The 20,017-nt window shown below is 66.0% G+C and carries 31 protein-coding genes; 8 read left to right on the forward strand and 23 right to left on the reverse strand.

Translation table 11 applies throughout. The annotated features are described in order from the left end of the window. Positions 1-33 precede the first annotated feature (33 nt). From HD597_RS33615 to HD597_RS33640, 6 genes are read right to left on the reverse strand one after another with little or no spacing between them, the layout of a single operon-like run. Positions 34-453, reverse strand: a complete 420-nt coding sequence (locus tag HD597_RS33615; RefSeq protein WP_253747197.1) for a hypothetical protein — start codon at positions 451-453, stop codon at positions 34-36. Then, complete coding sequence (locus tag HD597_RS33620) at positions 453-2,165, reverse strand: recombination directionality factor (protein WP_253747198.1); 1,713 nt, start codon at positions 2,163-2,165, stop codon at positions 453-455. Before HD597_RS33620 ends, HD597_RS33615 begins: the two co-directional genes overlap by 1 nt. Next, on the reverse strand, positions 2,165-3,139 hold the full coding sequence (locus tag HD597_RS33625) for a hypothetical protein (protein ID WP_253747199.1): 975 nt from the start codon (positions 3,137-3,139) through the stop codon (positions 2,165-2,167). Before HD597_RS33625 ends, HD597_RS33620 begins: the two co-directional genes overlap by 1 nt. After that, complete coding sequence (locus HD597_RS33630) at positions 3,136-3,339, reverse strand: hypothetical protein (RefSeq protein WP_253747200.1); 204 nt, start codon at positions 3,337-3,339, stop codon at positions 3,136-3,138. Before HD597_RS33630 ends, HD597_RS33625 begins: the two co-directional genes overlap by 4 nt. After that, positions 3,336-3,542 (reverse strand): hypothetical protein, encoded by a 207-nt coding sequence (locus HD597_RS33635; protein WP_253747201.1) that lies wholly within the window; start codon positions 3,540-3,542, stop codon positions 3,336-3,338. The genes HD597_RS33630 and HD597_RS33635 overlap by 4 nt, the downstream gene beginning before the upstream one ends. A gap of 19 nt (positions 3,543-3,561) precedes the next feature. Next, complete coding sequence (locus HD597_RS33640) at positions 3,562-3,861, reverse strand: hypothetical protein (protein ID WP_253747202.1); 300 nt, start codon at positions 3,859-3,861, stop codon at positions 3,562-3,564. 284 nt (positions 3,862-4,145) lie between these two features. Here HD597_RS33640 and HD597_RS33645 point away from each other — a divergent pair, with 284 nt between their 5' ends. Further along, a complete protein-coding gene (locus HD597_RS33645) occupies positions 4,146-4,670 on the forward strand; it encodes a hypothetical protein (protein WP_253747203.1) in 525 nt (174 codons plus the stop codon). Positions 4,671-4,767: 97 nt separating this feature from the next. Here the strand turns inward: HD597_RS33645 and HD597_RS33650 are convergent, their stop codons facing one another. Beyond that, entirely contained in the window at positions 4,768-5,055 is a 288-nt protein-coding gene (locus HD597_RS33650; RefSeq protein WP_253747204.1) for a hypothetical protein, read from the reverse strand. A gap of 304 nt (positions 5,056-5,359) precedes the next feature. On the opposite strand from HD597_RS33650, the gene HD597_RS33655 reads away from it, so the two are divergent. From HD597_RS33655 to HD597_RS33675, 5 genes are all read left to right on the forward strand, one after another. Then, positions 5,360-5,776, forward strand: coding sequence for a helix-turn-helix domain-containing protein (locus tag HD597_RS33655; protein ID WP_253747205.1), 417 nt, complete (start codon positions 5,360-5,362; stop codon positions 5,774-5,776). 168 nt (positions 5,777-5,944) lie between these two features. Then, on the forward strand, positions 5,945-6,322 hold the full coding sequence (locus HD597_RS33660) for a hypothetical protein (protein ID WP_253747206.1): 378 nt from the start codon (positions 5,945-5,947) through the stop codon (positions 6,320-6,322). Further along, the gene (locus HD597_RS33665; RefSeq protein WP_253747207.1) at positions 6,319-7,425 is read left to right on the forward strand and encodes an MAB_1171c family putative transporter; all 1,107 of its coding nucleotides are present in this window, start codon (positions 6,319-6,321) and stop codon (positions 7,423-7,425) included. The genes HD597_RS33660 and HD597_RS33665 overlap by 4 nt, the downstream gene beginning before the upstream one ends. Before the next feature lie 73 nt (positions 7,426-7,498). Beyond that, positions 7,499-7,639 carry a hypothetical protein gene (locus HD597_RS33670; protein ID WP_253747208.1) on the forward strand — a complete coding sequence of 47 codons (141 nt, stop codon included), beginning with the start codon at positions 7,499-7,501 and terminating at the stop codon, positions 7,637-7,639. Positions 7,640-7,765: 126 nt separating this feature from the next. Continuing rightward, positions 7,766-7,990 (forward strand): hypothetical protein, encoded by a 225-nt coding sequence (locus HD597_RS33675; RefSeq protein WP_253747209.1) that lies wholly within the window; start codon positions 7,766-7,768, stop codon positions 7,988-7,990. A gap of 78 nt (positions 7,991-8,068) precedes the next feature. Here HD597_RS33675 and HD597_RS33680 read toward each other — a convergent pair whose 3' ends face one another. From HD597_RS33680 to HD597_RS33715, 8 genes are all read right to left on the reverse strand, one after another. Continuing rightward, positions 8,069-8,527, reverse strand: coding sequence for a GntR family transcriptional regulator (locus HD597_RS33680; protein WP_253747210.1), 459 nt, complete (start codon positions 8,525-8,527; stop codon positions 8,069-8,071). Positions 8,528-8,731: 204 nt separating this feature from the next. Further along, a complete protein-coding gene (locus HD597_RS33685) occupies positions 8,732-8,932 on the reverse strand; it encodes a hypothetical protein (RefSeq protein ID WP_253747211.1) in 201 nt (66 codons plus the stop codon). Continuing rightward, positions 8,932-9,147: a hypothetical protein gene (locus HD597_RS33690; RefSeq protein ID WP_253747212.1), complete on the reverse strand. Its 216-nt coding sequence runs from the start codon at positions 9,145-9,147 to the stop codon at positions 8,932-8,934. The genes HD597_RS33685 and HD597_RS33690 overlap by 1 nt, the downstream gene beginning before the upstream one ends. Before the next feature lie 50 nt (positions 9,148-9,197). After that, on the reverse strand, positions 9,198-9,527 hold the full coding sequence (locus tag HD597_RS33695; protein WP_253747213.1) for a hypothetical protein: 330 nt from the start codon (positions 9,525-9,527) through the stop codon (positions 9,198-9,200). Then, on the reverse strand, positions 9,524-9,922 hold the full coding sequence (locus HD597_RS33700) for a hypothetical protein (RefSeq protein WP_253747214.1): 399 nt from the start codon (positions 9,920-9,922) through the stop codon (positions 9,524-9,526). The genes HD597_RS33695 and HD597_RS33700 overlap by 4 nt, the downstream gene beginning before the upstream one ends. After that, positions 9,919-10,623, reverse strand: coding sequence for a hypothetical protein (locus HD597_RS33705; RefSeq protein WP_253747215.1), 705 nt, complete (start codon positions 10,621-10,623; stop codon positions 9,919-9,921). The genes HD597_RS33700 and HD597_RS33705 overlap by 4 nt, the downstream gene beginning before the upstream one ends. A gap of 69 nt (positions 10,624-10,692) precedes the next feature. After that, positions 10,693-11,052 carry a hypothetical protein gene (locus tag HD597_RS33710; protein WP_253747216.1) on the reverse strand — a complete coding sequence of 120 codons (360 nt, stop codon included), beginning with the start codon at positions 11,050-11,052 and terminating at the stop codon, positions 10,693-10,695. Beyond that, the gene (locus HD597_RS33715) at positions 11,049-11,606 is read right to left on the reverse strand and encodes a hypothetical protein (protein WP_253747217.1); all 558 of its coding nucleotides are present in this window, start codon (positions 11,604-11,606) and stop codon (positions 11,049-11,051) included. The genes HD597_RS33710 and HD597_RS33715 overlap by 4 nt, the downstream gene beginning before the upstream one ends. Positions 11,607-11,776: 170 nt before the next feature. On the opposite strand from HD597_RS33715, the gene HD597_RS33720 reads away from it, so the two are divergent. Further along, positions 11,777-12,310, forward strand: coding sequence for a hypothetical protein (locus HD597_RS33720; protein ID WP_253747218.1), 534 nt, complete (start codon positions 11,777-11,779; stop codon positions 12,308-12,310). A 13-nt stretch (positions 12,311-12,323) separates the two neighbouring features. Here HD597_RS33720 and HD597_RS33725 read toward each other — a convergent pair whose 3' ends face one another. Both HD597_RS33725 and HD597_RS33730 read right to left on the reverse strand, forming a co-directional pair. Beyond that, a complete protein-coding gene (locus HD597_RS33725; RefSeq protein WP_253747219.1) occupies positions 12,324-12,911 on the reverse strand; it encodes a YkgJ family cysteine cluster protein in 588 nt (195 codons plus the stop codon). A 68-nt stretch (positions 12,912-12,979) separates the two neighbouring features. Continuing rightward, positions 12,980-13,258, reverse strand: coding sequence for an HU family DNA-binding protein (locus HD597_RS33730; RefSeq protein ID WP_253747220.1), 279 nt, complete (start codon positions 13,256-13,258; stop codon positions 12,980-12,982). A gap of 346 nt (positions 13,259-13,604) precedes the next feature. Here HD597_RS33730 and HD597_RS33735 point away from each other — a divergent pair, with 346 nt between their 5' ends. Beyond that, a complete protein-coding gene (locus HD597_RS33735; protein WP_253747221.1) occupies positions 13,605-14,633 on the forward strand; it encodes a hypothetical protein in 1,029 nt (342 codons plus the stop codon). Between the two features lie 43 nt (positions 14,634-14,676). Here the strand turns inward: HD597_RS33735 and HD597_RS33740 are convergent, their stop codons facing one another. The 6 genes from HD597_RS33740 to HD597_RS33765 all read right to left on the reverse strand — a co-directional run bounded on the left by HD597_RS33740 (position 14,677) and on the right by HD597_RS33765 (position 19,978). Beyond that, entirely contained in the window at positions 14,677-14,952 is a 276-nt protein-coding gene (locus tag HD597_RS33740; RefSeq protein WP_253747222.1) for a hypothetical protein, read from the reverse strand. A gap of 13 nt (positions 14,953-14,965) precedes the next feature. Further along, a complete protein-coding gene (locus HD597_RS33745) occupies positions 14,966-15,724 on the reverse strand; it encodes a hypothetical protein (protein WP_253747223.1) in 759 nt (252 codons plus the stop codon). After that, complete coding sequence (locus HD597_RS33750) at positions 15,724-16,512, reverse strand: hypothetical protein (RefSeq protein ID WP_253747224.1); 789 nt, start codon at positions 16,510-16,512, stop codon at positions 15,724-15,726. Before HD597_RS33750 ends, HD597_RS33745 begins: the two co-directional genes overlap by 1 nt. Before the next feature lie 72 nt (positions 16,513-16,584). Then, the gene (locus tag HD597_RS33755) at positions 16,585-18,504 is read right to left on the reverse strand and encodes a DNA cytosine methyltransferase (protein ID WP_253747225.1); all 1,920 of its coding nucleotides are present in this window, start codon (positions 18,502-18,504) and stop codon (positions 16,585-16,587) included. Beyond that, the gene (locus HD597_RS33760; protein WP_253747226.1) at positions 18,498-18,728 is read right to left on the reverse strand and encodes a hypothetical protein; all 231 of its coding nucleotides are present in this window, start codon (positions 18,726-18,728) and stop codon (positions 18,498-18,500) included. Before HD597_RS33760 ends, HD597_RS33755 begins: the two co-directional genes overlap by 7 nt. A 77-nt stretch (positions 18,729-18,805) precedes the next feature. After that, on the reverse strand, positions 18,806-19,978 hold the full coding sequence (locus HD597_RS33765; protein WP_253747227.1) for a hypothetical protein: 1,173 nt from the start codon (positions 19,976-19,978) through the stop codon (positions 18,806-18,808). Positions 19,979-20,017: the final 39 nt, after the last annotated feature.

The following is a 20,017-nucleotide window of genomic DNA, read 5'->3' on the forward strand; positions in this document are numbered from 1 at the left end:
GTCGTCGGCAGTGCAACGCCGGGCCGAGGTTGATCAGATGAAGTAGTCGGGCTTGAGCGGGGTGTACGGGTCCTCGACCTCCTCGCCGTGCCAGGCGTTGGCGAGGCGGACGAGGACGACCCACGCGGCGTCGTGGACAGTGCGGGCCAGCGGCGTTCCGAGACGAGCGGCTTCGGACAGGTTCTGGTGCACGTCGCGGATCCGCTCCAGGCGCTCCCGCTGCTCGTCGAGCTGGTGACGGATGTTGGCGTAGTCCTCGCGAACGGTAGGTTCGGGTATGTACTCGACGAGCAGCCGGAACGCTTTGCAGAGCAGGCAGTTGCGGCGGTCTTGGCACGTTCCTGCGTGGTGCGCGATCTCGGCGAAAGTGGTGGCACGCCGCTCACGCTCGCGCTTGTCTCGGGTGAGTCGGTCAGCGCGGAGTGCCGCACGCTGGTCGTTGGTCAGGCGCATCACTGGCCGCCGTCCGGGGTGACTTCTCCGTCGCTGAGCTTCTGAAGGAAGGCAGCGAAGTCAGCGTTTGATGCCCCACCAACTGGCGTCTCTATGGCCTGCTCGAACGCGGCGGGCAACTGCTGGTTGGTGCCGCCGAGGTCGGACCACACGGCGGCGATGCGCTGCTGCAGGTCCTTGCGGCGGGCGGCGGCCTGCTGCATGAGCAGCTTGACCCCGTCGTTCACCTGGGCGGCGTTGAGCTCCTTCGTCGAGGTGACGGTGACGCCCATGTGCTCGGTGATCCAGGCGAATCGAGCTTCGTCGTTCTTCGCGGCCGACCCCTTGCCGGTGTGGCCCGTAACTCCTGCCTCGCCGAACCACACGCCGAGGTCGCGCAGCGCCTTGGCGGTGGGCTTCGGCTGCTCCTCGTCCTCGACGACCACCGCGTCCACGATGTCGTCGCCGTCGTCGGCCGGCGCCGCGGTGTTCTGCGCGCGGGCGGCCTCGAGGAGCGCTTCGGCGCGTTCGGACGCCTTGCGGGGTTCGTCCGCGATCGGACCTGCGGCGGGCTGGCCGAGCTGGTCGGCGAACTGCTGGAGCTGCTGCAGGGTCGCGTTCTTCATGGTGGTGCCGGTGCGGTCGCGGAACGCGGTGTGGAGCTGGCTCGTCGTTCCCGCCCACGCGGTCATGATGTGCTGGCGGATCCGGTCCGCTTCGGGGTCACTCGCCGCCGGCGGCGCGTCCGAGGCTGGCGCCGGGCTGTGCGGAGGGTCCTCGCGCGGAGCATTGCGCTCGTCCGGCTGTGCAGCGGCCGAGGCGGGTTGTCCCTGTGGGGCGTTCTTGTCCGGCGGCGGGGGGAAGGTGGCGACGCGGGCCTTGGCCGCGGCCTCGACTTCCTCTCCTCGTCCCTGCCAGGCGGGGTCGAGCTTGGAGGTCCTCCAGACGGCCACGACCGCATCTCGGTCAGTGGCGGCCTCGATCATCGCAAGGTAGTCGGTCGCGGGCGCGGCCTCGATCGCCCGCTGACCGCCACCACCGCGGCCCAGCTCGGCGCGGCGCGCGACCTCGCCCGACATCAGCTCGTCGAAGCCGATACCCTCGATCGTCAGGCCGGGCACCATGTACGTGGTCGCCTTGACCACGTTGTCCTTCGGGTCGAGGAACGAGCCGGTGCGCTCGGCCACGTACAGCCAGGCGTCCACGTACGTCCCCGCGTGGGCCAGGAACTCGGCGGCGTTGGGCAGCTCGGCTGCGGCGTTGCCGCCCTTGCTGTCCAGCCGCCACAGGCCCAGGCTGGGCACTTCCTTGAGGAAGACACCGAGTCGGGTGTGGGGCTTGCACGGCCGCCTCTTGAGTTCGACGTCCGCCCCGCACAGGCACGGGCCGACGAACGGAGCCTGCATCGCGACGCCAGTGCAGCGGCGGATGCACAGCTTGCCGTCCCAGAGCTCCATGTTCTGGCTCAGGCCGTTGGGCGGGACGATGACGGGGATGCGCTGCGCGTTGGTGATGACCTCGAACTGCGGTCCCTGCGGCGACTTCCATGGCTTGACCTCGCCGCCGTACTTCTCGGCGACGCCCCGGATCATGTCCTCGGACGGCGACGTGAACCGGAACGTGTCGATCTTGCTGGGATACTCCTTGCCGTTCCGGCTGATCTTCTTGATGCCGAGGCGGATCCGGCCGTCCTGCCAGTGGCGGCGCTGCAGTACGGAGGGGTCGATGGGCATCAGGCGGCGTCCTTCCTGGTGGTCTTGCTCGGGGGCTGAATGGGCTTGTGGCCGCGCATTTCGAGCCCGTGGACGTAGTGCGCGAGCGGCAGCAGCCCGCAGAACGCGTCGAACGCGTCACGGTCGGCCGGGAGCGGCACGAAGCCGTAGCCGTTCGTACGGAGGTTGAGAATCGCTGCGCCCGCAAACTCCGGAACGGGGAACTCGTGGCTGGCGTCGTGGTCGTCGGTCTCGCCGTACCTGCACGACGGCGGGCACACCAGGGCAACCTCTGCGTTCCGCAGCGCTGCGAGTTGCAGGAGGTAGTCGTCATAGACGGCGCTGGCTGGCTTGGTCAGCGAGGTCTTCATATCGATGAGCCACAGCCCGGACGGGGTCGGGATCGGGTCTGCTGGGACCGCGCGCGGCTTGAACTTCGGCGCAATCGGCGACGTCGGGCCGGGGAACCGCAAGCGGGCCCAGATGTCGCTCGTACCGCCGTACGGGATCGTGCGGTTGAGCACCGTGCACTCGGCCGTCATGATGTCGCGACGCAGGTCCACCCCGAAGTCGGCGAGGAACTGGCGGTAGGACTCGACGAACGGTTCGGCTTCCTCGTCAGGGATGTACGCCTTGCCGAGATTGATCGCTTCGCCGATGGCGTGGACGCGAGAGCCGAGGTCAGCCTTCTTGTCCCACTGGACTCGGTACTGCGCCTTGGCCAGCTTGATGAACGCTTCCATGTCGTCGGGGTCGGCGGCCGCGCGGTTCGCGGCGGGGAGGTTGTCCATCAGCCAGATCGCGGTGTCCCTCGCGGCGGCGGGGGCCAGGGCCTCGATCATGTGCTGGTCGATGGCGTTGGTGACGGAGATCTTCATCCGGTTGGGGTCGTCCGGGGCAAGCATCGGGTCGCAGTAGTAGCGGCCTGCGCTGGTGGGGACGGCGTGGCTCGGGTCGTACTCGTCGCGCTCGTCCTCGCGGATGGTGATGCTCACGCACCACCGCCGAGGTGCCCGTCATAGTCGGCCTGGCCGAACCAGCCGAACCGGTATTCGTCCTCGGTCATCGGGTCGAGGGCGGGCCCGCCGCGGTAGCTCGGTCGGCTTGGCGTGAGCTGGGGGTCGTCGGTATTGAGAGCGCCGAGGTAGGCGGTCAGCTCCGCTTCGGTGGGGAGCGCAGGGCTCGGTGGGGTCACTGGGGGTCCTCTTCGTATTCGGCGGCCAGAAGCTTTCGGCCGGTCTCCTCGACGAGCTGATAGGCGGCGTCGTAGTCGCCGAGGACGTCGGCGAGCAGACGGGTGAGCGCGGACTTGGCGTCGGAGTTCCAGTGCTCGGCAGCTCTTGTGGCGATGAGCTGCGCCAGGTCGTCGGGAGGCGGCGCTTGCGTGATGTTGGTCATGCTGAATGCGGCACCGCTGTTAGCGGGGGACGTACTGGACGTGGACGAGGACAGCCTTGCCGCCTCCGTCCTTGGTGATGGTGCGGGTAACGGCTTGGAACGTTCCGCTGTCGTCGTTGCGGAAGCCGCGGTAGCCGTTCTTGACTGCGTTGTACAGGCGGTTGGCGTCACGCCTGCCTTCAGGGGTGTCGGGAGTTTCTGCGACGACAGCCCATCGGTTGGGGTTCTTCTGGAGTTCGGCGGCGATCGGCTCGTACTCCTTGTTGGTGGGGGTTTTGACAGGCGCCGGGTCTTCCCAGCGAAGGATGCCGTTGGGCATGGCGATATGACGCTCCGTGGCTTGGGGGTTTGGTTTGCCGGGTGTTCATCTGTGCGTTCCCGTTTCGGTCGCACACGATCACACCGACATAACCGACACTATCGCGTCCTGACGCACCACGCAACGTCTGACGCGTCTTATGCGTCATCGCAGCTACCTCGCGTATGTCACGCTATGTAATCAGCAACTTCGCGATGACATATCACGCGTTGACGCGTCAGTTGATACCGTTGCGCCAGACTCGTATGACGCATCAAACACCCTGAAGGGACACCCAACTCGCCGTGGCCGACCTCAATCAGCCCTCAGAAGTAGTTCAGTACCTCATTGATCGTCGCAAGAATCCCGGAGGGCTCAAGCGAGGCATCCCCACCCGCGCCGCCGCCGCACGCGCAAAGGAACTGGCCCGCGAAGCGATGTCCGAACCCACCTGGCGACGCATCGAATCGGGCGAGAGGATCCCGGAAGACCGGGAACTCGTGCTCATGGCAGCCGCGATCAACGACCTGGCGGGCGAGCCTCTCGTCACGCCAGACGACTTGTACGAGCGGAGCCGGCCAATGGCGGCCGAACTGTTCCGCGAGTGGATCCGTGAGCGCACTGCGGCCGACCCAGCGCTTGCGGACATCGACCCGAAGCTCGCTCCCGACTCCCTGCAGCAGATACTTCAGAAGATGCTTGGCGAAATCCGCGCGCTACGTGGCGTTACAGCCGCCGAGAAGGCCGAGATGGAGAAGATCCTGCTGTCGAACGTTGAGTCAACGCTGAAGGCGTACGGCGCCCAATTGCGCATCTTCCGACGCAAGTAGCGGTCGTTCATCCAGTGGCGCAACGCCTAGGCACCAAGCTGGAACTACGCGGAGACCCCGCACGCCAACGTCTTCCCCAGCGGCTTGACAACCATTCTCACCGCAGGCTAGTGATCTCCTCAGCAAAGCCTCGAACGGCCGTGCGTTGTTTCTGGCCGAGCGCGAGCACTCGGCGAACGGTGCGCACGCGCCGCCAGCCCGAGATGGCGTGGAACGTTACTGGTGCAGATACAGCCATGATCCACGCCAGCAGCAGCACCGCCGCCTGGCCGGTCAGTTTGTCCATGTCGATCAGGATGAGAAGGCAAGACGCCGTCGCCACCCAGCTCACGACCGACATAGTCGCCATGCTGAGCAGCCACACGCGCGCCTCGTAACTGATCATGAAGTTGGTCCCCGTCCTCTCCGCCGCCGACGTCACATACCGCCGATGTGCACGGACGGATCCAGTCCGAACACCTCTTAGTACCCCCGCATCGGGCTCCGACTCAGCAGGAGAAAAGACCGGCGACGGAGGCTGGCAAGCTTGTCGGCTGGCTTACTGCCAGAGCAAACGATCTTTCCCGCAGAGATGAATATTGTCAACTGACGGCTACCATTCCTGCCGGTCGTGTACCGTTGGCAATCAGGCTTAATGTAGGCGAACGGCGTCCGAATAGGGCAAGCCGGGCGTGAGGAATGGGGTGGCTGTGGCGACCTTCGCCGAGCGGCTAGAAGAAGCGTTGAAGGACAAGGGCTGGTCCGCCCGTCAAGCCCAGCGCGAAATGAAGCGCACCCATCCGGATCTGGCCATCACCCACGCCTACATCAGCGGTCTGCGGAGGGGCAAGCGCACCAACCCTTCAACCGAGGTCGTAATCGCGCTAGCGCAGTTGTTTGACGTGTCGGTCAGTTGGCTTCTCGGTGAGGACCCGCCCCCACCGCAGCTCAGCGCAGAGGACCAGCAACGACACCAAACGGTCCGCGAGGGCCTGGCCGAACTCGGCGTGCAGAACATCGCCGAGCGCATGGTCGGCCTGTCCCCGCTTTCGCTGGAGGCCATCGAGAAGATGGTCGAGGCGATGCGCCAAGCCGAGCAACTCCACGGCAACACAGACGTGCAGTAGGCGATCCGATCACGGGCGCGGGTAGCCTGTCGCAGGCCTGACCGAAAGGTTGTGATATTGCCGTCCCCCACGCTACTGGCTGCCCTATCAACGGCGCCGCTCCCGCAGCCGTTCACCCTGGATGCTTTCATCGCTCGAATCCGGGCCGTACGGAAGCGCCCCCTGCACATGCTCGACCTGCCCGCCGAGGCCGCCAGCGCCGTATCCGGGATATGGGTCGCGACGACGAAGGCCGACCACATCTTCGTCGCTCCCGGTGCCGCCGGGCTGCTGCGTGTCAACATCGTCTTGCATGAGGTCTCCCACATGCTTCTCGGCCACGGCAAGGTCGGCGGTGATGTCGAGGAGGCCATGCGCCGACTCCTCGGGCTCTCGGTGACGGGAATGGCAGCACGCAGCCGATACGAGACCGTCGAGGAGCGCGACGCCGAGAAGCTCGCCACGCTCATCCTGACGCGCGCCCACACCCCGCCCGAAGGCGGCGACGAGGGCCTGCGCAAGATCGGCAAAACATTCGGATACGACCTTGGAGGCGACGACGCGTGAGCGTTGTGGACTGGATTGCCCTCGTGCTGCTGTGGGGGGCGTCGATCTCCCGCATACGGTCCGCCCGGCATTCATTCGAGCAGCGAATGCTGTGGGCCGCGTTTACTGCCCTCGCTTTATCCAGGGTGTTCTCAGCGGCACCCGTTGTCGAATGGATGGACACCACCACTGGCACCGAGTTGGCTACTCTGCTCCGCCACGTCACCGGCCTAGCCTCAGCGGCGTGTTTGCTGGCGTATGTAGAGGCGATCACCCGCCGGGATCGGCCGTCCCGGGCTCGCTGGGTCTGGCCGACCGCGCTGGCCGTCATTGTCTTGCTGTTCGTGATGTTTCTTTCGCGCGGGGGCCGCATCTACTGGGCGGACGGCGCGACCGGACCCGGGGAAACCGCCATTCAGGGCCGCATCTACCTGGTTGCGTTCGACGCGTGGCTGATGACGTGCGGATGCGCCGCGGCTTGGATGTTCGCCCAGCATGCGCGGCTTGCACCGCCGCTCCTGCGGTTCGGGCTGATCTTGTCCACCATCGGGAACCTCGCCGGCGTGGTCAACCGTGGCCACGTCATGGTGGTGAACGTGGCGCACCTGATCAACCCGGCCACCACCTGGCGGGAAATCCTGGTGCTGCACAAGACGTCGTTCCTCATCTGCATCGTGTTCATCACGGCGGGCACGTCAATTCCAGCCTGGCGCGCAGCGACCACCCGCCTGCGGCAACGGGCCGAACTGCGGGAACTGCAGCCCCTGTGGGAGGCGATCGTCCGCCAGTACCCAACCGTGTCGCTCGGTATGAAGGGCTCACTGCAGACCCGTCTCGTGCGCCGAATGGTGGAGATCCAGGACGGGATGCTGAACCTCACTTCGGTCCACGAACCGCCTGCGAACGGCGATCCCGCCGAGGTGGCCCAGTGGGTTGCCGAGGCATTGAAAGCCGCCCGCGCCGGTCAAGAGTCGGGGGTGCCGACTGGACGGATCCCTGGTCCGGATCTCACTGGCGAAGAAGACAGCACGGACAAGGTGAGCAGGGAGGCGGCATGGCTGCGTCAGGTCTCGGCACAGTTCAAGAAGATCAGCGCCGAGAGAGCCGCACAGCTCGCGTCTTGACGAAGCTTTTCGTAACCGCACATCTGCTGTAGGCCGGAACGTCCCCTGCTTGATCCTGCCAGCACCACTGCGAGTGCTCGCTGTCGGCGCCGTCGTGGTGGCGTTGATCGGATGGGCTCGCACGGAGATCCGCGACCACACGCCTGCTCAGGTGCTCGCGCGTACCGCGACCGGGGCGGCGGCCACCTGGGCGACGCTCGTAATTTTGCTGTGAGACGTTAAATCGGCGTCCGACGTCAACCATAGCCAGTACAAGATCGTCATACCATTAACGATTCTTGATGCCGACGCACTGCGGAGGCGCAACGAGAGGTAATGGGACTAGATCATGACACGAGCGATGGCAGCAATCGCGCTGGTCTTTGTCGTGGGCACGGTGACGTTTGCGGTGTTTCTCGTCCATGCCGTCGGGTCCCGTGAAGTCGAGGGCCTAGACGTGGCCTTCATGGTGGCGGCCGGGCTAATCGTCGCTGTCAGCGCGCTGGCGGCTGTGCGCCGGCGCCCCGCAGCGTCAATCGTCGATGTTTACGCGATGGATGGCGGATACGAGCGCGTCGAGCGTTGAGAAACACATGGAGCCGGACAGGTCACAATCTGCCCGGCTCCATGCCCGTAATCGCAAACGCGGACACAACCCCGCAGGTCAACGGATATTCGGCCATTTATCGCGGCTTGTGACGAACGTTCCGATCGCGGGCACGGTGTATACCCATCCCTGCTCACGGAGCAAAGCCACGGCGGCACTGGCGGTCTTCTTGGCCACGCCGTACTGCTCGATCAACTCCAACTGCGAGGGCAGCACCTGATCCGGCCCGTAGTCACCCCGCTTGATGCCCTCTGCGAGGTCGGCGGCGATCTTCTCGAACTCACGCGGCTCGCGGATCTGCGGAGCGTCGCGCGGTCCGACGTAGGAGCCATCGGCACGGATGGTGTAGATGACGTCTGCCTCGCGCAGCACCTCCAGGGCTCTGCGCACTGTCAGCCGTGACGCCTGGTGGGTCGCGCACATTTCGGCTTCCGTGAGGAGTGCCTGGCCGGGCTTAAGTTTGCCGGCGGCGATGTCGTCCTTGATGGCGTTGACGATCACCTGGTAGATCGGCACTGGACCCCGTGGGCCTCGCTTCGTCATGGCCGAAGTATACATACCGGGAACCTTTATAGACATTAGGGGTCTGCCGATCGGGCGGGAAGGCGACGAGCCGAAGACTGGGGAGCCCCGGCGCCAAACGGCACCGGGGCTCCCCGCGTATTTGTGCAGATACGCGCGACCAGCTTACGCCGGGCCGCCCGTCAGCATCGCCTACCGTCAGGCAGACCCGTCCTGTTCGATCTGCTTCCACACCTTGGCGCCGGTCTCGACCAGATCGTCCTCGTTCTCGAAGTGGTCAAGGGCCCACCACAACGTGTTGAACTTGAGGTCGGCGGCGGCACAGACCGCCGCGCCGAGCTTGAAGAGGTCGCGCGCCTGATCGTCGGTGACGCCAAGGTGGCTGAAGTCAACGGCCATCACTTTTCACTGCCCTGCGCGGGCTCGCGCCCGGCCGGCTGGTCGGCGGCCAGCTCGGTGACCCAGTTGCCCATGACGAGCATCGCGACCAGGCCCAGACCGAGGATCCACGTGATCAGGCCGGTGTCCTTCATCAGATAGGCGAAGGTGAGCCACATCGCCAGCATGAGCAGCAGCGCGACGAGGCAGACGACGACGCGGATGGTGGGCTTCATGAGGGGGTTCCTTTCGGTGGAGGTGGGGATGGAGAGATTGTCGTGCGCGCTCACGCCTGCCTCCGGGTGTAGGCCAGGCATGAACCCTTGGAGCAGGTGGGCAGCGGCTCCCGCCCTGCGAGCTTGCGCAGTGCGGGGATAAACGGCTGGAGGTACCAGATGGACGCCTCGATCAGGACCTGCAGCGCGCCGCCGACGGGGCCCATGACGTCGTAGACCATGGCGTCCTGCTTGACGTGCCTGCGCTCGTCGCGGCAGCCCTGGCACAGGTCGATCGGGTCGCAGGTGGTGATGAGGGACCACCGCTTGAGGATGCGCGGCGCGGTGTGGGCGACGCCGACCGCCCAGATCAGGGACAAGACGTCCCACGAGGAGATCACTGCGGCCGCATCTCGTATGGCGTCAGCCCGTACCGGGTACTGAGCGTGCGGACGATCTCGATGGCCACGCGCCGGTCTTCGGCCTCGTCGTAGTCCTCAGGGTGGCTGTAGATCGGCTGGTCCTCGTCGTCGTATTCGAGGTCGAACAGCTCGGGCCGGTTGGGCATGTGGAGTTCCCAGGTGCCGCCGTAGTGGTCGGCGTCCCTCCGGGCTTCATCTCGGACTTCCTGCACCTCGACCCAGGCTCGGGTGAGGGTGAGGGCGTTCTCGTACTGCCCCTCGACGGCGGTGGCCTGGACGGATGCGGTTTCGGCCGACTCGCCGGGCTTGGCGCACAGCAGTCCGGCCACCTGGGCGATCTCGTCGCGAGTGATGTAGCCAGAGATGCTGGTCATCGGCTGCACCGGATCGCGTCGTACACATCGCGGTCGAGGCGGGCGTCCCCGAGCGCGGTGTGCTTGGTGCCCGCGTCCTGGGCGACGCCAACGATCTCCCAGGACGGGCTGTCCATGTAGCCGCCCAGCCAGTCCTCAACGTACGGCACGGCCTCGGCTCCGAACGCCTCGTCCACCTTGCCGTCGTAGGCGGACAGTCGGCCGTCTACGTAGCCGATCAGCAGGGCGCGGATGTCGATCATGCGGTGGTGGGCGGTGAGGAGCTGCCCGTTGGCCCGCAGGAACTTGTCCACGAACTTCCGGTCGTGGGTCGGGTTGTTGGCGACGATGGTGGCACCGTCCAGCTCTCGGGCGATCGTGGCGGCGATGCTTCCGGCGCTGGCCTGCATGTACCAGTCGCCCTCTGCCGGGGGCTCGCCGGTGTACTCGTGGATCCACGGACTGCCGAGGTTGATGGCGGGCGAGAGCTTCCGGCCAGCGCCGATGGGCGAGCGCCTGACGCGGCACCGCTCGTAGTACCGGCCGACCTTCAGGGCGTTGGGGTCGGCGAGCGTCAGGTCCGGGCGGACCTGCCACCAGTGTTCGATGTCGGTCCTGATCGGCTGGCGCAGGTCACGCATGATGAGGCCGATCTCCCAAAGGTCGCCGTGGCGTTCGTCGAGGGAGGTCGTTTCAAGGTCGAGGAAGGCGAGTTTCTTCACGTGCTTCTCCCGTGTGAGGGGGGAGCTTCCCCGCCCGGGCGGGCGAGGAAGCTGATTGTGTTAGCGCTTTTAGCGGAGATAACCAGGGCCTTTGTCGCCGCCGTGCATGCGAACTCGGAACTCTTCCTCGGACGTGAGGGCGAGCGCGGGAAGCGTTTCGATCCCCTCGCGCCTGGCCTTCCAGATGCGGTGCCAGCCGTCGATGGGGATGTTCCCGGTACCCTCGAAGGGGACGAGGATCAGGGGACGGGTCAGGTCCACGGTGGCGGCGTGGGCCTTATTGACGTAGACCAGCCACAGCAGCGCGGCGGCCCTTTCTACCTGGATGCAGTCGGGCTCGCGGCCCTCGACGATGCGCATGGCGGCGGTGACGTTCCATGCGTAGAAGCCGAGGCGGAACGTCTCTCGCACACGTTGCTGCCCGGTCACGCCCACTTCTCTTCCTCGATGGCGTCGGTGAGGCTGTTGATGAGCCCCAGAGCCTCTTCGAGGGTGATCCTTTCGAGACTGCCCTCGACGGTGCGACTGCCGGGCAGGGCGGCGATCTCGATGATGTTGCTGCCGTCCGCACGGAGGACTGCGACGGGCGAGCCTGCGCAGGTGTACTCGTGCGGTTCGGGCGTGGGCAGGAGGACCCAGCCTTCGGCGTCGTGCTCCTTCCAGGTGGTTTCGAGGAAGTCGGGCAGCGGTCCGTCCAACGTGTCCGAGTAGATGTCCGCGAGGCACAGCACGTCCACGTCGTCGTAGTAGTCGTGGTTGGCGAAGAAGTCGGCCGGAGCCTCTGTCCCCCAGAAGTGGGTCTGGAAGACGGGGCCGATCTCGTCGGGCCGGGCGTTGGGGATGATCTCGTAGTGCTTGATTTCGATCTGGCCGTTGTTGGGGTTGGTGCGGGTGTAGAGCCGGGTTTCCATGCGAACGCCCTTCGGGTTGCAGTGTTGGTGCCGGTAGCGGCGTGCCACCAGGTTGCGTAAGAAAATGATCATGCGCATTGCGATCACTCTTATATTACATTAAGTAGGGCGATATGGATAACTAGGAGGGTTGCACTTGTGAGCTTGGGAAATGAGCAGCAGGGGACGCTACACGCGACACGCGCGACACGGACCCCGTACGGTGAGATCAAACGCCACAGCACAGCCACAGGAAGCCACACATGTCGCACACCCCGGAGCCGTCGCAGGACTCGCACCTCGCCCTGTTCGATGACCTCACCACCGAGCAGCAGCAAGAAGCGGGGCCGCAATCAACACGCCGATCTGGGTCACGGCGGGTTCGAGCAGTCCGATGGACCGGCCTCGCCCCCACTAGCATCTACCTGTACCAGCACCTCGACGACCGCCTCACCACGGCTCTTGAAGAAGACGGTCGGGGTCCGCAAGAAGCTTGGGAGCTGGCGATCAACGCGTACTGCGACGCGCTGCAGCCGCCCATCAAGACCGAGTTTCCTGAACCGATCAAGAAGGCCGACCTCGCGCTGCCGCGCGACCCCAGCCAGATGCCCGGCACACCTCGCGCATACCCCGTCGCGCCCCTTGCCACGGTCCGGCTCAAGCGGAACACGAGGGCCAGGCTCGCCGCCGCGTGCAGACAGGAAGCGATGGGCGGAATGGCCGTCCTCAACGACGCCATGGAGGCATACCTCGACGAGCGCGACCTGGTCAATGTGGACGAGGACGACTCCGAGTAACTGAGCCGCTGCCTCATCCACGCCAGCGGCGCTGTCGCTCTCCGGCCGTCCCCGCGGGCATGCTGAAGCCGTAGTCGGCGGCCTTGCTGCGCCAGCGTTCAAGGGTCTTCTCCGGGTTCGCGGCGGGCCGGTTCTCCTGCACGTACTCCTTCAGGGTGCGCCGGAAGTTCGGGTCGTCGAACCGCTGCTTGAGACGTCCGAGCTGCTCGGCGTCGAGCGGGTCCGGCTTGCCGACGTCGAGGGACTGCGCGAGCAGCGCGTGCCCCTCTGCGTCCGGCAGCAGCCCTTCCTCGGGCCGGCAGCCGTACGGGCACGGCATCGACTCGACCGCGCCCCAGAGGTGACAGGACATCGGCCGGACGTCGTACACGCTGCACTGCCCGTCCTTCAGCGCAGGACAGGTGTAGTCGCCGGTCTCGATGAGCTGGGCCAGCGCGTCCCGGTGGTGCGGAATCTTCACGCCTCGCTCCCGGATTCGCTGGTGCTCGCGCGGGTTCATCCCGACCGGGCCGCAGCTATCGACGCACAAGCCCTTGCAGCCTGGCTGCGGCACCGCGGCGTACAGCTCGTCGAGGGCGGCGTCCATGTCAGATCGCTTCACGTGGTGTCCTTCGCAAATGGAAACGTCGGCGGTCCGCGCCCCCGCAGCGGACCGCCGACGAGCTGGTGTTACTTGTTGACGGCGGCCTTGACCTTCGTGGCCGCCTTGAACCGCATGACCCACTTGCCGGGCACCTCGACCACCTCGTTGGTGTTCGGGTTCCGGCGGGCCGTGGCCTTGTGATAGCTGCGGTCGAACACGCCGAGCCCGCCGACGCGGGCCTCACCACCGGCGGCGACGGTGCCGACGATGATGTCGATGAACGCCTGGACGCCCCGCGCCGCGGCGGCGCGGGACGGCGCGTTGGTCCGCTGGCGGAACTCCTCGATGATGTCTGCCTTGTTCACGCTGCACTCCCCCGAGAGTGACGATGGATTGACACGAGACCGTAGAGTACGCGCCAGACGCATATGACACATCATTCGCGCCAGTTGCGCAACCGTGAGCGCTCTACCGGCTCCACAGGGCACGGGTTCCCATTGCTGCCGATCTGCCTACTGCGGGCGAGAGAGTTGGCCCTAGTCAGGCCAGAACCTCTTCTGCGCGATGATGCGGCATCCCACCACACAGGCTGACGCCACCGGGCGTATCGACCAGCAACAGGCCGTTGCGTATCACTCCATCGACTCGTCGACAGTCGTAACGATGTGACGCCTGGCCGCGACACACAAAGTGGCCAGTTTTCCTAGCAAGGTGGTGGCCAAGATGGGAAGCGTTGTTTTAGATCTCGCCGTTAGCCTCGTCGCAGCCTTTGTGATCCTTTCGCTGGTGGTGTACGGAATCAGCGAGGCAATATTCGCAGCGTTCTCCACACGCCCCAAATTTCTGTGGGCATACTTACGCGACACTCTAGATGGCGGAATTGCTACCGGCGAAGGCTGGCTACCAGTCTCCACGGCCAGCACCGTTCGCATCTTGCGCTTCACCAGGGATCCGCGCCCAGCGTATTCAGACGAGCCTCCGCCGCCTTTGCCTGATGCGTCCAAACTCCCCAACTGCACGTTCACCGAGCTACTATACGAGCGCATTCGCGAAATGGACCATGCTAGAGGCAGGCGTACCAGCATTAGTCACATTCCAGCTAAGCGCTTCGCCTTAGCGATCAGCGAAATTTCTGAGGCTTTCAGTAGCGTGGAACAGATGCTCGATTCTATGAAAGCCAGGCACAGTCCAGCGCATGCGCCGTTAAGTGCACTCTGGGCAGGCTCGCAAGGCGACTACGATCGGTTCCAGCGAGGAGTAGAAGAGTGGTTCGTGGCCGAGATGCAGCAGTTGAACAGGCTTTATCGCCGCCACACCCGGGGCCCGTTGATGGTGCTCAGTACACTACTGACAATTTTCTTTACAATAGACTCATTTGAATACGTCCAAGCAATTATCGACGATAACGCCCTCCGAAGCCTGCTATCTGCTAACGACACAATCGCCGAACCGCTTGCCGCAAGGTGCCGCCTAGAAGAGGGCGGATCCTACTGCCTCAGCCAACCACCGATCATCCAGGTATTCGGCAATGCACCGATCAGCATGTCGTTCTCTACTGGCCCGCCAACTGCACACTGGAACGGCGTAGAGTGGATGGAGCGACTTATCACTCCTCCTCACTGGTTAGGCTTTATTGCGACAATCGTAGCCCTTATGTTCGGGGCTCCCTTTTGGTGGGACCGGCTCATGTCGGCCATCGGCCTCGGAGGGGCAAATACTGAAAAAGCCTCCACGTTTTGATCGATGCGGCATGGACAGAGCGTTTAGCCGCGTGCGACTTCCTTTAATGAGCCCATATGTGGCCGTCGATGAGCGCGCGGGCCTGCTCGTACGCTTCGTCCACGGTGATGCTGTAGTTCTGGGCGACGATGAGGTCCACCAAGTCGTTGACCGCGCGGGCGGCGTCCCACGCGGACACAGTCTGCACGGCCTGGTCGTCGGATTCGGCGGCGAGCGCGGCGAAGCCGATCTCCTTGACCGCCTTGTCGGTAGCGTCCTGCAGCAGGGCGCGCCTGCACTGGTCGAGCGGTTCACGGCAGTGGAAGCACATAACGGACATCAGAGGGCCCCTTTCAGATCAGGGTGAGTTGTACGGGTTCGGGCGCGTGGGCGGGGGTGCGCGGTGGAGCCGTGACCGGGCGTGTGGAGGCGAGGTCGTAGCGGCCGTCGTACGGGTCGTGGACCAGCTCGCACGCGTCGATCAGCGACGGCGCTTTCTCAAGCAGCAGTTGCCACGTCCAGCGCAGAACGGACGGCAGGTGCTTGTCTGGGCCGTTGGCGAGGAGTGTCCCGTCAGCGGAGTCGGCGTCCATCGCCGCCGCGGCGTACCGCATCCGCTTGAACGAGTTGACCCGCCCGACGTGGACCCACAGCCCGGCAGCGCACGCGGCGCGCGCGAGCACGGCGGCTGCGGGGCTGAGCTTCCAGGACGTTGATCCGCCGATGAACAGGCAGTCGAAGTCCTCCCAGGCCCACCAGTCGCAGAATTCGAGGTAGTCCTGGGCGACCATCGCGACCGGGTATCCCATTCGCCGGATGCGGTCGAGGTACGGGTATGAGCGGTTCACGGTGGCGAACGCGTTGAAGGGGAGGTCGGGCGCGGTCGCGAACAAGCACCGGTCGGCGAACGGCGCGCGTTCCTCCAGCCACTCCATGTACGCCTCGTCGCCGACGTACGTGCTGCCGAAGATGCCAGAGTCGGCGGCCCACCAGCCCTCCTCGGGGACGCGGTTGCCCGAGGAGGGGGTGAGGATGGCGCCGAGCCGGCGCGCGTGGACGTGCTCCCGGATCCGCGCGGTGGACGGCGGCGCCAGATACAGCGGCGCGTACATCAGTAGCAAGCCGCCGCGGTGTCGAACAGACTCGGCTGCCGGACCTTCTTGCGACGACGGACCAGCCCGGCCTCATACCGGCGGCGCAGCTCCGCGAGCGTCAGCGGGTATTTGACCCCGGCGACAGTCTCGGTGAGGATCGCCACGTCCTTGTCGTGCGTGACGCGGAACTTCTCCTCCAGTTCCTCGGCGTAGGCGTACCGCTCCGGGAACTTCTCCAGCGTGAGCAGCCATTGCTCGCGCCCGGCTCGGACGCACAGGCCGCCGCAGTTGTTGTGTTCGTAGCCCAGCTCGTACAGACGAGGCACCGCGATGCCGAGCGCCCTGCACTCGTCGAGCATGCGGTCCTTGCCCCAGTGCGGCTCGTCGCACATGGGGAACTCGACTTGCCACGGCGACCAGCCGGCCACGGTGCCCGGCAGGCGTCGAGTCTCTGCGTGGTCGAATCCGACGTAGGCGATGGTGTGGTCGGGGTCGCAGTGCTCGGTCATCCATTTCCGGCACGGCACCTGCTTGAGGTGCTTGCTGCAGGGCGCGAGCCGCGAGTTGCCGAGCCACTTGACGTCGAAAAACACCTCGAACGGCGTTCTGCCGTCCGCGACGATGGTCGGTGCGACGCCCAGGTGGGCGCTGGCGTCGTCCATGAACCGGTAGAGGTCTTCGTCCTCGGTGAGGGTGTCGGCGAACAGCAGCACGAGGTTGTCCGTGCCGTACCGGGCCTTGACTCGCCGGGCGGCGTGAAACGAGCCGATGCCGCCGCTCATCTGCACGACATGGCGGGTGGCCATGACGATCTCCTTCGCTGAAGAGAAGGGCCCCGCCGTACGGGCGGGGCCGGAAGCGGGACCGCAATCAGCGGCTCAAGCTGCGTTGTCGTACTCGAAACGAGACAGCTCGATCCCCAGGAACGCCTCGATCAGGGCGCAGGTCAGAATCTCGGCCATGGGCGGCGGGACCGCGTTGCCGATGAGCTTCACCTTGTCTCGGGCACTGTCGGCGACGAACACGTAGCGGTCCGGGAACGACTGGGCCCGCTGGAGCTCCGGGATCCGGAGCATCCGGAACAGGATGGACGACACGTCGATCTGGCCGTCCGGGGTGAGCAGCGCCCACCGGTCCCGGGTTGGGATCGTCCCCAGGGGCTCGTCCACGCTCTGCGTGCGCCCGTTGCCGTAGTACGCCATGAGCAGCGTCTCCGGCAGGGGCAGGCCAGGCGGCGCGGTGACGAGCGACTGGTGCCCGGTCGTGGTGACCGTCCGCATGTGCTCGCTCGTCGGGGTGACGTGCTCGCGCCCGTCGCCCCGGCTGCCGTTGTTGCGCATGAGCAGCGCTGGCGGCGGCTGCCAGCCGGGAGGGACGCCGAGCCCGTGGTGGAAGCCGCCGGCCGTGACCGCGTGCGCGGGGTCCTCGAACGCGGGCCGGGATTTGAACTCGTCGCCACCGCCCCGGAACGGGAACATCAGCGGCAACATGCCGTCCTTGAAGGCTGGGTCAGTAGCCAGCCCGTGGTTGGAGCCGTCCGAGACGAGGGTGGCCAGCGGGTCCGTGGTCGGGTCTGTGTTGCGCGGTCGGCCCGAGCGCATGAGCGACAGGAACGAGGGGAACACGCCTGGCTGCGCGTCCGGGGGGAAGGCGATGCCATCCTCGTTCCGGGTGGTGCTGGTCCGCTTCGGCATGCTGACCGGCCGTGCCACCTTCCCGTCGCGGCCTTCGCACGGCACGACGAGCGCGTTCGCCTCCCGCGTAGTGAGCGCGGGGATCGGCTCGTCCACTCCCCTGGGCCCGTCGTTCCAGGTGCCGCCCGCGGGCGTGATGAACGGTTTGATCCAGTGTTCCTCGACCCCGGCGCGGATGCGGGCGATCGTCTTGGGCGCCAGGCCCTCGGGCTTCTTCTTCGTCTTCTTCCTGGAGCCGATCGGGGTGCCGAGGTCGGTCCAGTCGATCGTGTACGCAGCCGGGAGACGGGGCGGTTCGATGAGCTGGCCTTGGCACGCGGCCTCGGGGCACACCCACACGTATTGGCCGTTCTTGATGCCGTAGACACCCACGTCCACGCCGCGCTTCTTCCACGCGCGGACGGCCTGCACCCATCCGCCGTGGCGGGGGCAGAAGGCGTACGGGTCGAACCACTTGCGGTAGTTCGGCGTGCGCCCGACGCTCTCGTGGATGCCGGAAATAAGCATCCGGTCGCGGGACTGCGGGGTCGGCAGCGTGGTGCGTCCCTGCACGTGCGCGGCGTTTACGGCGTGGATCTGGATGATGTAGCCGAGCTTCCGCAGTTCCCGGATCCACCGGTCCCAGTGCGCCCACAACCTCGCCTGGACCACGTTCTCGACGCCGAACCCGAGCACCGGCTTGCCGTGTTTCTCCTGGCAGTGGCGCAGGTAAGTGACGACCTCCTCCATCAGAGCCCTCGACCGGATGCGGGTCTTCTGGTGCTCGGTCAGGTTGTCCAGGTCGTCGGCCCAGAGGGCCATCTGGTTTTCCTTGTCGAAGTACCGCGTCTCGCCCGAGGCCGTGGAGAACGCTGGACAGGCCGGCGAGGCCCAGAAAAAGCTGGCGTACGGAAACTTCTCGATGGCATCGGCCTGCTGGACGTCGCCGAGCCAGAAGTTCACGTCGGGGTGGTTCTCGACGTACGTCCACTTCGCGGGCTTGGCGTGATTGGCAGCGAACCTAATCTTGGTGCCAGGGACGGCGGCGATCCCGGTTCCAGAGCCGCCGCCGCCCGCGAACATCTCGACAACGTCGATGTCGTCGGGGAAAAGCCGGTTCAGCACCCGGACTCCCTGCGGGACGACTCCTCGGCGGCGGACCGCGCGGCGCGGGTCTGCGCGACGGCCTTCGCCAGCTCGCCCTCCGTGGGGAACGGGACGCGGATCATCTCCGGGAGCTGGCGGTAGATGATGCGGCCGGTGGCCGTGACGACCGCCTCGTAGCGGCCAGGGAATGACCAGAACACGGACACGGCCCGCAAGGCTCGGCTCGCCTTGACAAGCGCCATCGCGGAGTGATTTTGGGCAGGGGGTACTGCGGAGTGGCGGTTCATCTGTGGTGTTGCCTTTCGCGAATAGCGAGGGGTTAGAACGAGAGCGAGAGCTGGGCGGGCCCGTTGAGCCCGGCCAGCCATGCCGTCTCGAAGGAGCGATAGGTCTTGTCGTTCGCCAGCGCGGGCGCGGCGGTCAGGATGTGCTCGACGCACGGGTAGTAGAGGTTCCGGGTGCGCAGCCACACCCGGTGGTGGCGGCCGTCCGTCTCGACCTCGCGGCCGAGCAGGTACGCGGCCCGGTCGAGGTGGGCGAGCATGTCGGCGCGGGTGCCCTCGACGAGGAGTTCCAGCGACCGGTGGGTCTGGCCGCGGGCCATCGCGTCGCCGGGCTTGGCCGCCATGGCGCGGCGCACGTCGTAGATCGCCCACGGCATCCGGTCAAGGTGCCGCTCGAACAGGTCCAGGAGCGGCCCGCTGTCGGGGTTCGAGGCGATCAGGTCGTACAACTGCTGGCCGGCGAGGAGCCCTTGGCGCGGGTTCACCGCGACGGCCAGGTGCTCCATCGTGAGGCCGAGCAGCGCTTCATAGGGGTTGGCCAGGTAGCGCGGGATGGTCCGGTCCCGGCCTTCTGCCAGGGAAAATGCGTAAGGGCACTGGACGCACGCTGACTTCGGCCATCGCACGCCGAGCCGGTCGAGGACGTACTGCTCGCAGTCGTCGCGGTACCAGCCCCACTCGATCAGCGGGTAGGACGGGATCCGCGTGCCGGGGCCGAGCGGCATGTCACGCATCATCCGCTTGGCTTCGCCCGCCTCGAAGCCGATGACGTGGACGAACTCCTCGTTGCCGACGATCTGGGCGATGATCTGGTCAAGGACCCAGCCCTTGAACTTCAGGCTGCACTTCCTGATGCCGCCGGACTGAGGCACGGTCGCTACCGACAGCAGTTCCTCGCTGAGCCGGTAGGCGCCTGGCGCTGACGTCAGGCACAGGATCGGGTGGGTGGTGTCGTCGAGGATCACGATGCCGTCCGCCTGGCGGCGGCCAGCTCGGGCGACCTGGATGGTGCGGACGCCGTGGCGGGCGAGCAGCGGGTAGATGTGCTGTTCGACGAGGTAGGCGGTTTCCACCCATTCGTCTCCGGTCTGCGCCGTCACGATCACGAGGTCTCGCAGGTCGAACCAGCGCGACGCTGGCTCGGTGAGCCAACGCAGCAGGATCGCCGTCGAGTCCAGGCCGAGCCCGTATGAGAAGATGATCTTCACGGGGTCTCCGGAGAGGCCCCCGCCTCTCGCTCGGGGCGG

This window comes from Nonomuraea thailandensis (genome assembly GCF_024172165.1).
Taxonomy (GTDB): domain Bacteria; phylum Actinomycetota; class Actinomycetes; order Streptosporangiales; family Streptosporangiaceae; genus Nonomuraea; species Nonomuraea thailandensis.

Excerpts from the sequence above, each read along its gene's own strand:
- HD597_RS33615 (WP_253747197.1), bottom strand. The coding sequence starts at position 453 with ATGCGCCTGACCAACGACCAGCGTGCGGCACTCCGCGCTGACCGACTC.
- HD597_RS33620 (WP_253747198.1), bottom strand. The coding sequence starts at position 2,165 with ATGCCCATCGACCCCTCCGTACTGCAGCGCCGCCACTGGCAGGACGGC.
- HD597_RS33635 (WP_253747201.1), bottom strand. The coding sequence starts at position 3,542 with ATGACCAACATCACGCAAGCGCCGCCTCCCGACGACCTGGCGCAGCTC.
- HD597_RS33640 (WP_253747202.1), bottom strand. The coding sequence starts at position 3,861 with ATGCCCAACGGCATCCTTCGCTGGGAAGACCCGGCGCCTGTCAAAACC.
- HD597_RS33650 (WP_253747204.1), bottom strand. The coding sequence starts at position 5,055 with ATGATCAGTTACGAGGCGCGCGTGTGGCTGCTCAGCATGGCGACTATG.
- HD597_RS33660 (WP_253747206.1), top strand. The coding sequence starts at position 5,945 with ATGCTCGACCTGCCCGCCGAGGCCGCCAGCGCCGTATCCGGGATATGG.
- HD597_RS33675 (WP_253747209.1), top strand. The coding sequence starts at position 7,766 with ATGGCAGCAATCGCGCTGGTCTTTGTCGTGGGCACGGTGACGTTTGCG.
- HD597_RS33685 (WP_253747211.1), bottom strand. The coding sequence starts at position 8,932 with ATGGCCGTTGACTTCAGCCACCTTGGCGTCACCGACGATCAGGCGCGC.
- HD597_RS33690 (WP_253747212.1), bottom strand. The coding sequence starts at position 9,147 with ATGAAGCCCACCATCCGCGTCGTCGTCTGCCTCGTCGCGCTGCTGCTC.
- HD597_RS33700 (WP_253747214.1), bottom strand. The coding sequence starts at position 9,922 with ATGACCAGCATCTCTGGCTACATCACTCGCGACGAGATCGCCCAGGTG.
- HD597_RS33715 (WP_253747217.1), bottom strand. The coding sequence starts at position 11,606 with ATGATCATTTTCTTACGCAACCTGGTGGCACGCCGCTACCGGCACCAA.
- HD597_RS33720 (WP_253747218.1), top strand. The coding sequence starts at position 11,777 with ATGTCGCACACCCCGGAGCCGTCGCAGGACTCGCACCTCGCCCTGTTC.
- HD597_RS33740 (WP_253747222.1), bottom strand. The coding sequence starts at position 14,952 with ATGTCCGTTATGTGCTTCCACTGCCGTGAACCGCTCGACCAGTGCAGG.
- HD597_RS33745 (WP_253747223.1), bottom strand. The coding sequence starts at position 15,724 with ATGTACGCGCCGCTGTATCTGGCGCCGCCGTCCACCGCGCGGATCCGG.
- HD597_RS33750 (WP_253747224.1), bottom strand. The coding sequence starts at position 16,512 with ATGGCCACCCGCCATGTCGTGCAGATGAGCGGCGGCATCGGCTCGTTT.
- HD597_RS33760 (WP_253747226.1), bottom strand. The coding sequence starts at position 18,728 with ATGGCGCTTGTCAAGGCGAGCCGAGCCTTGCGGGCCGTGTCCGTGTTC.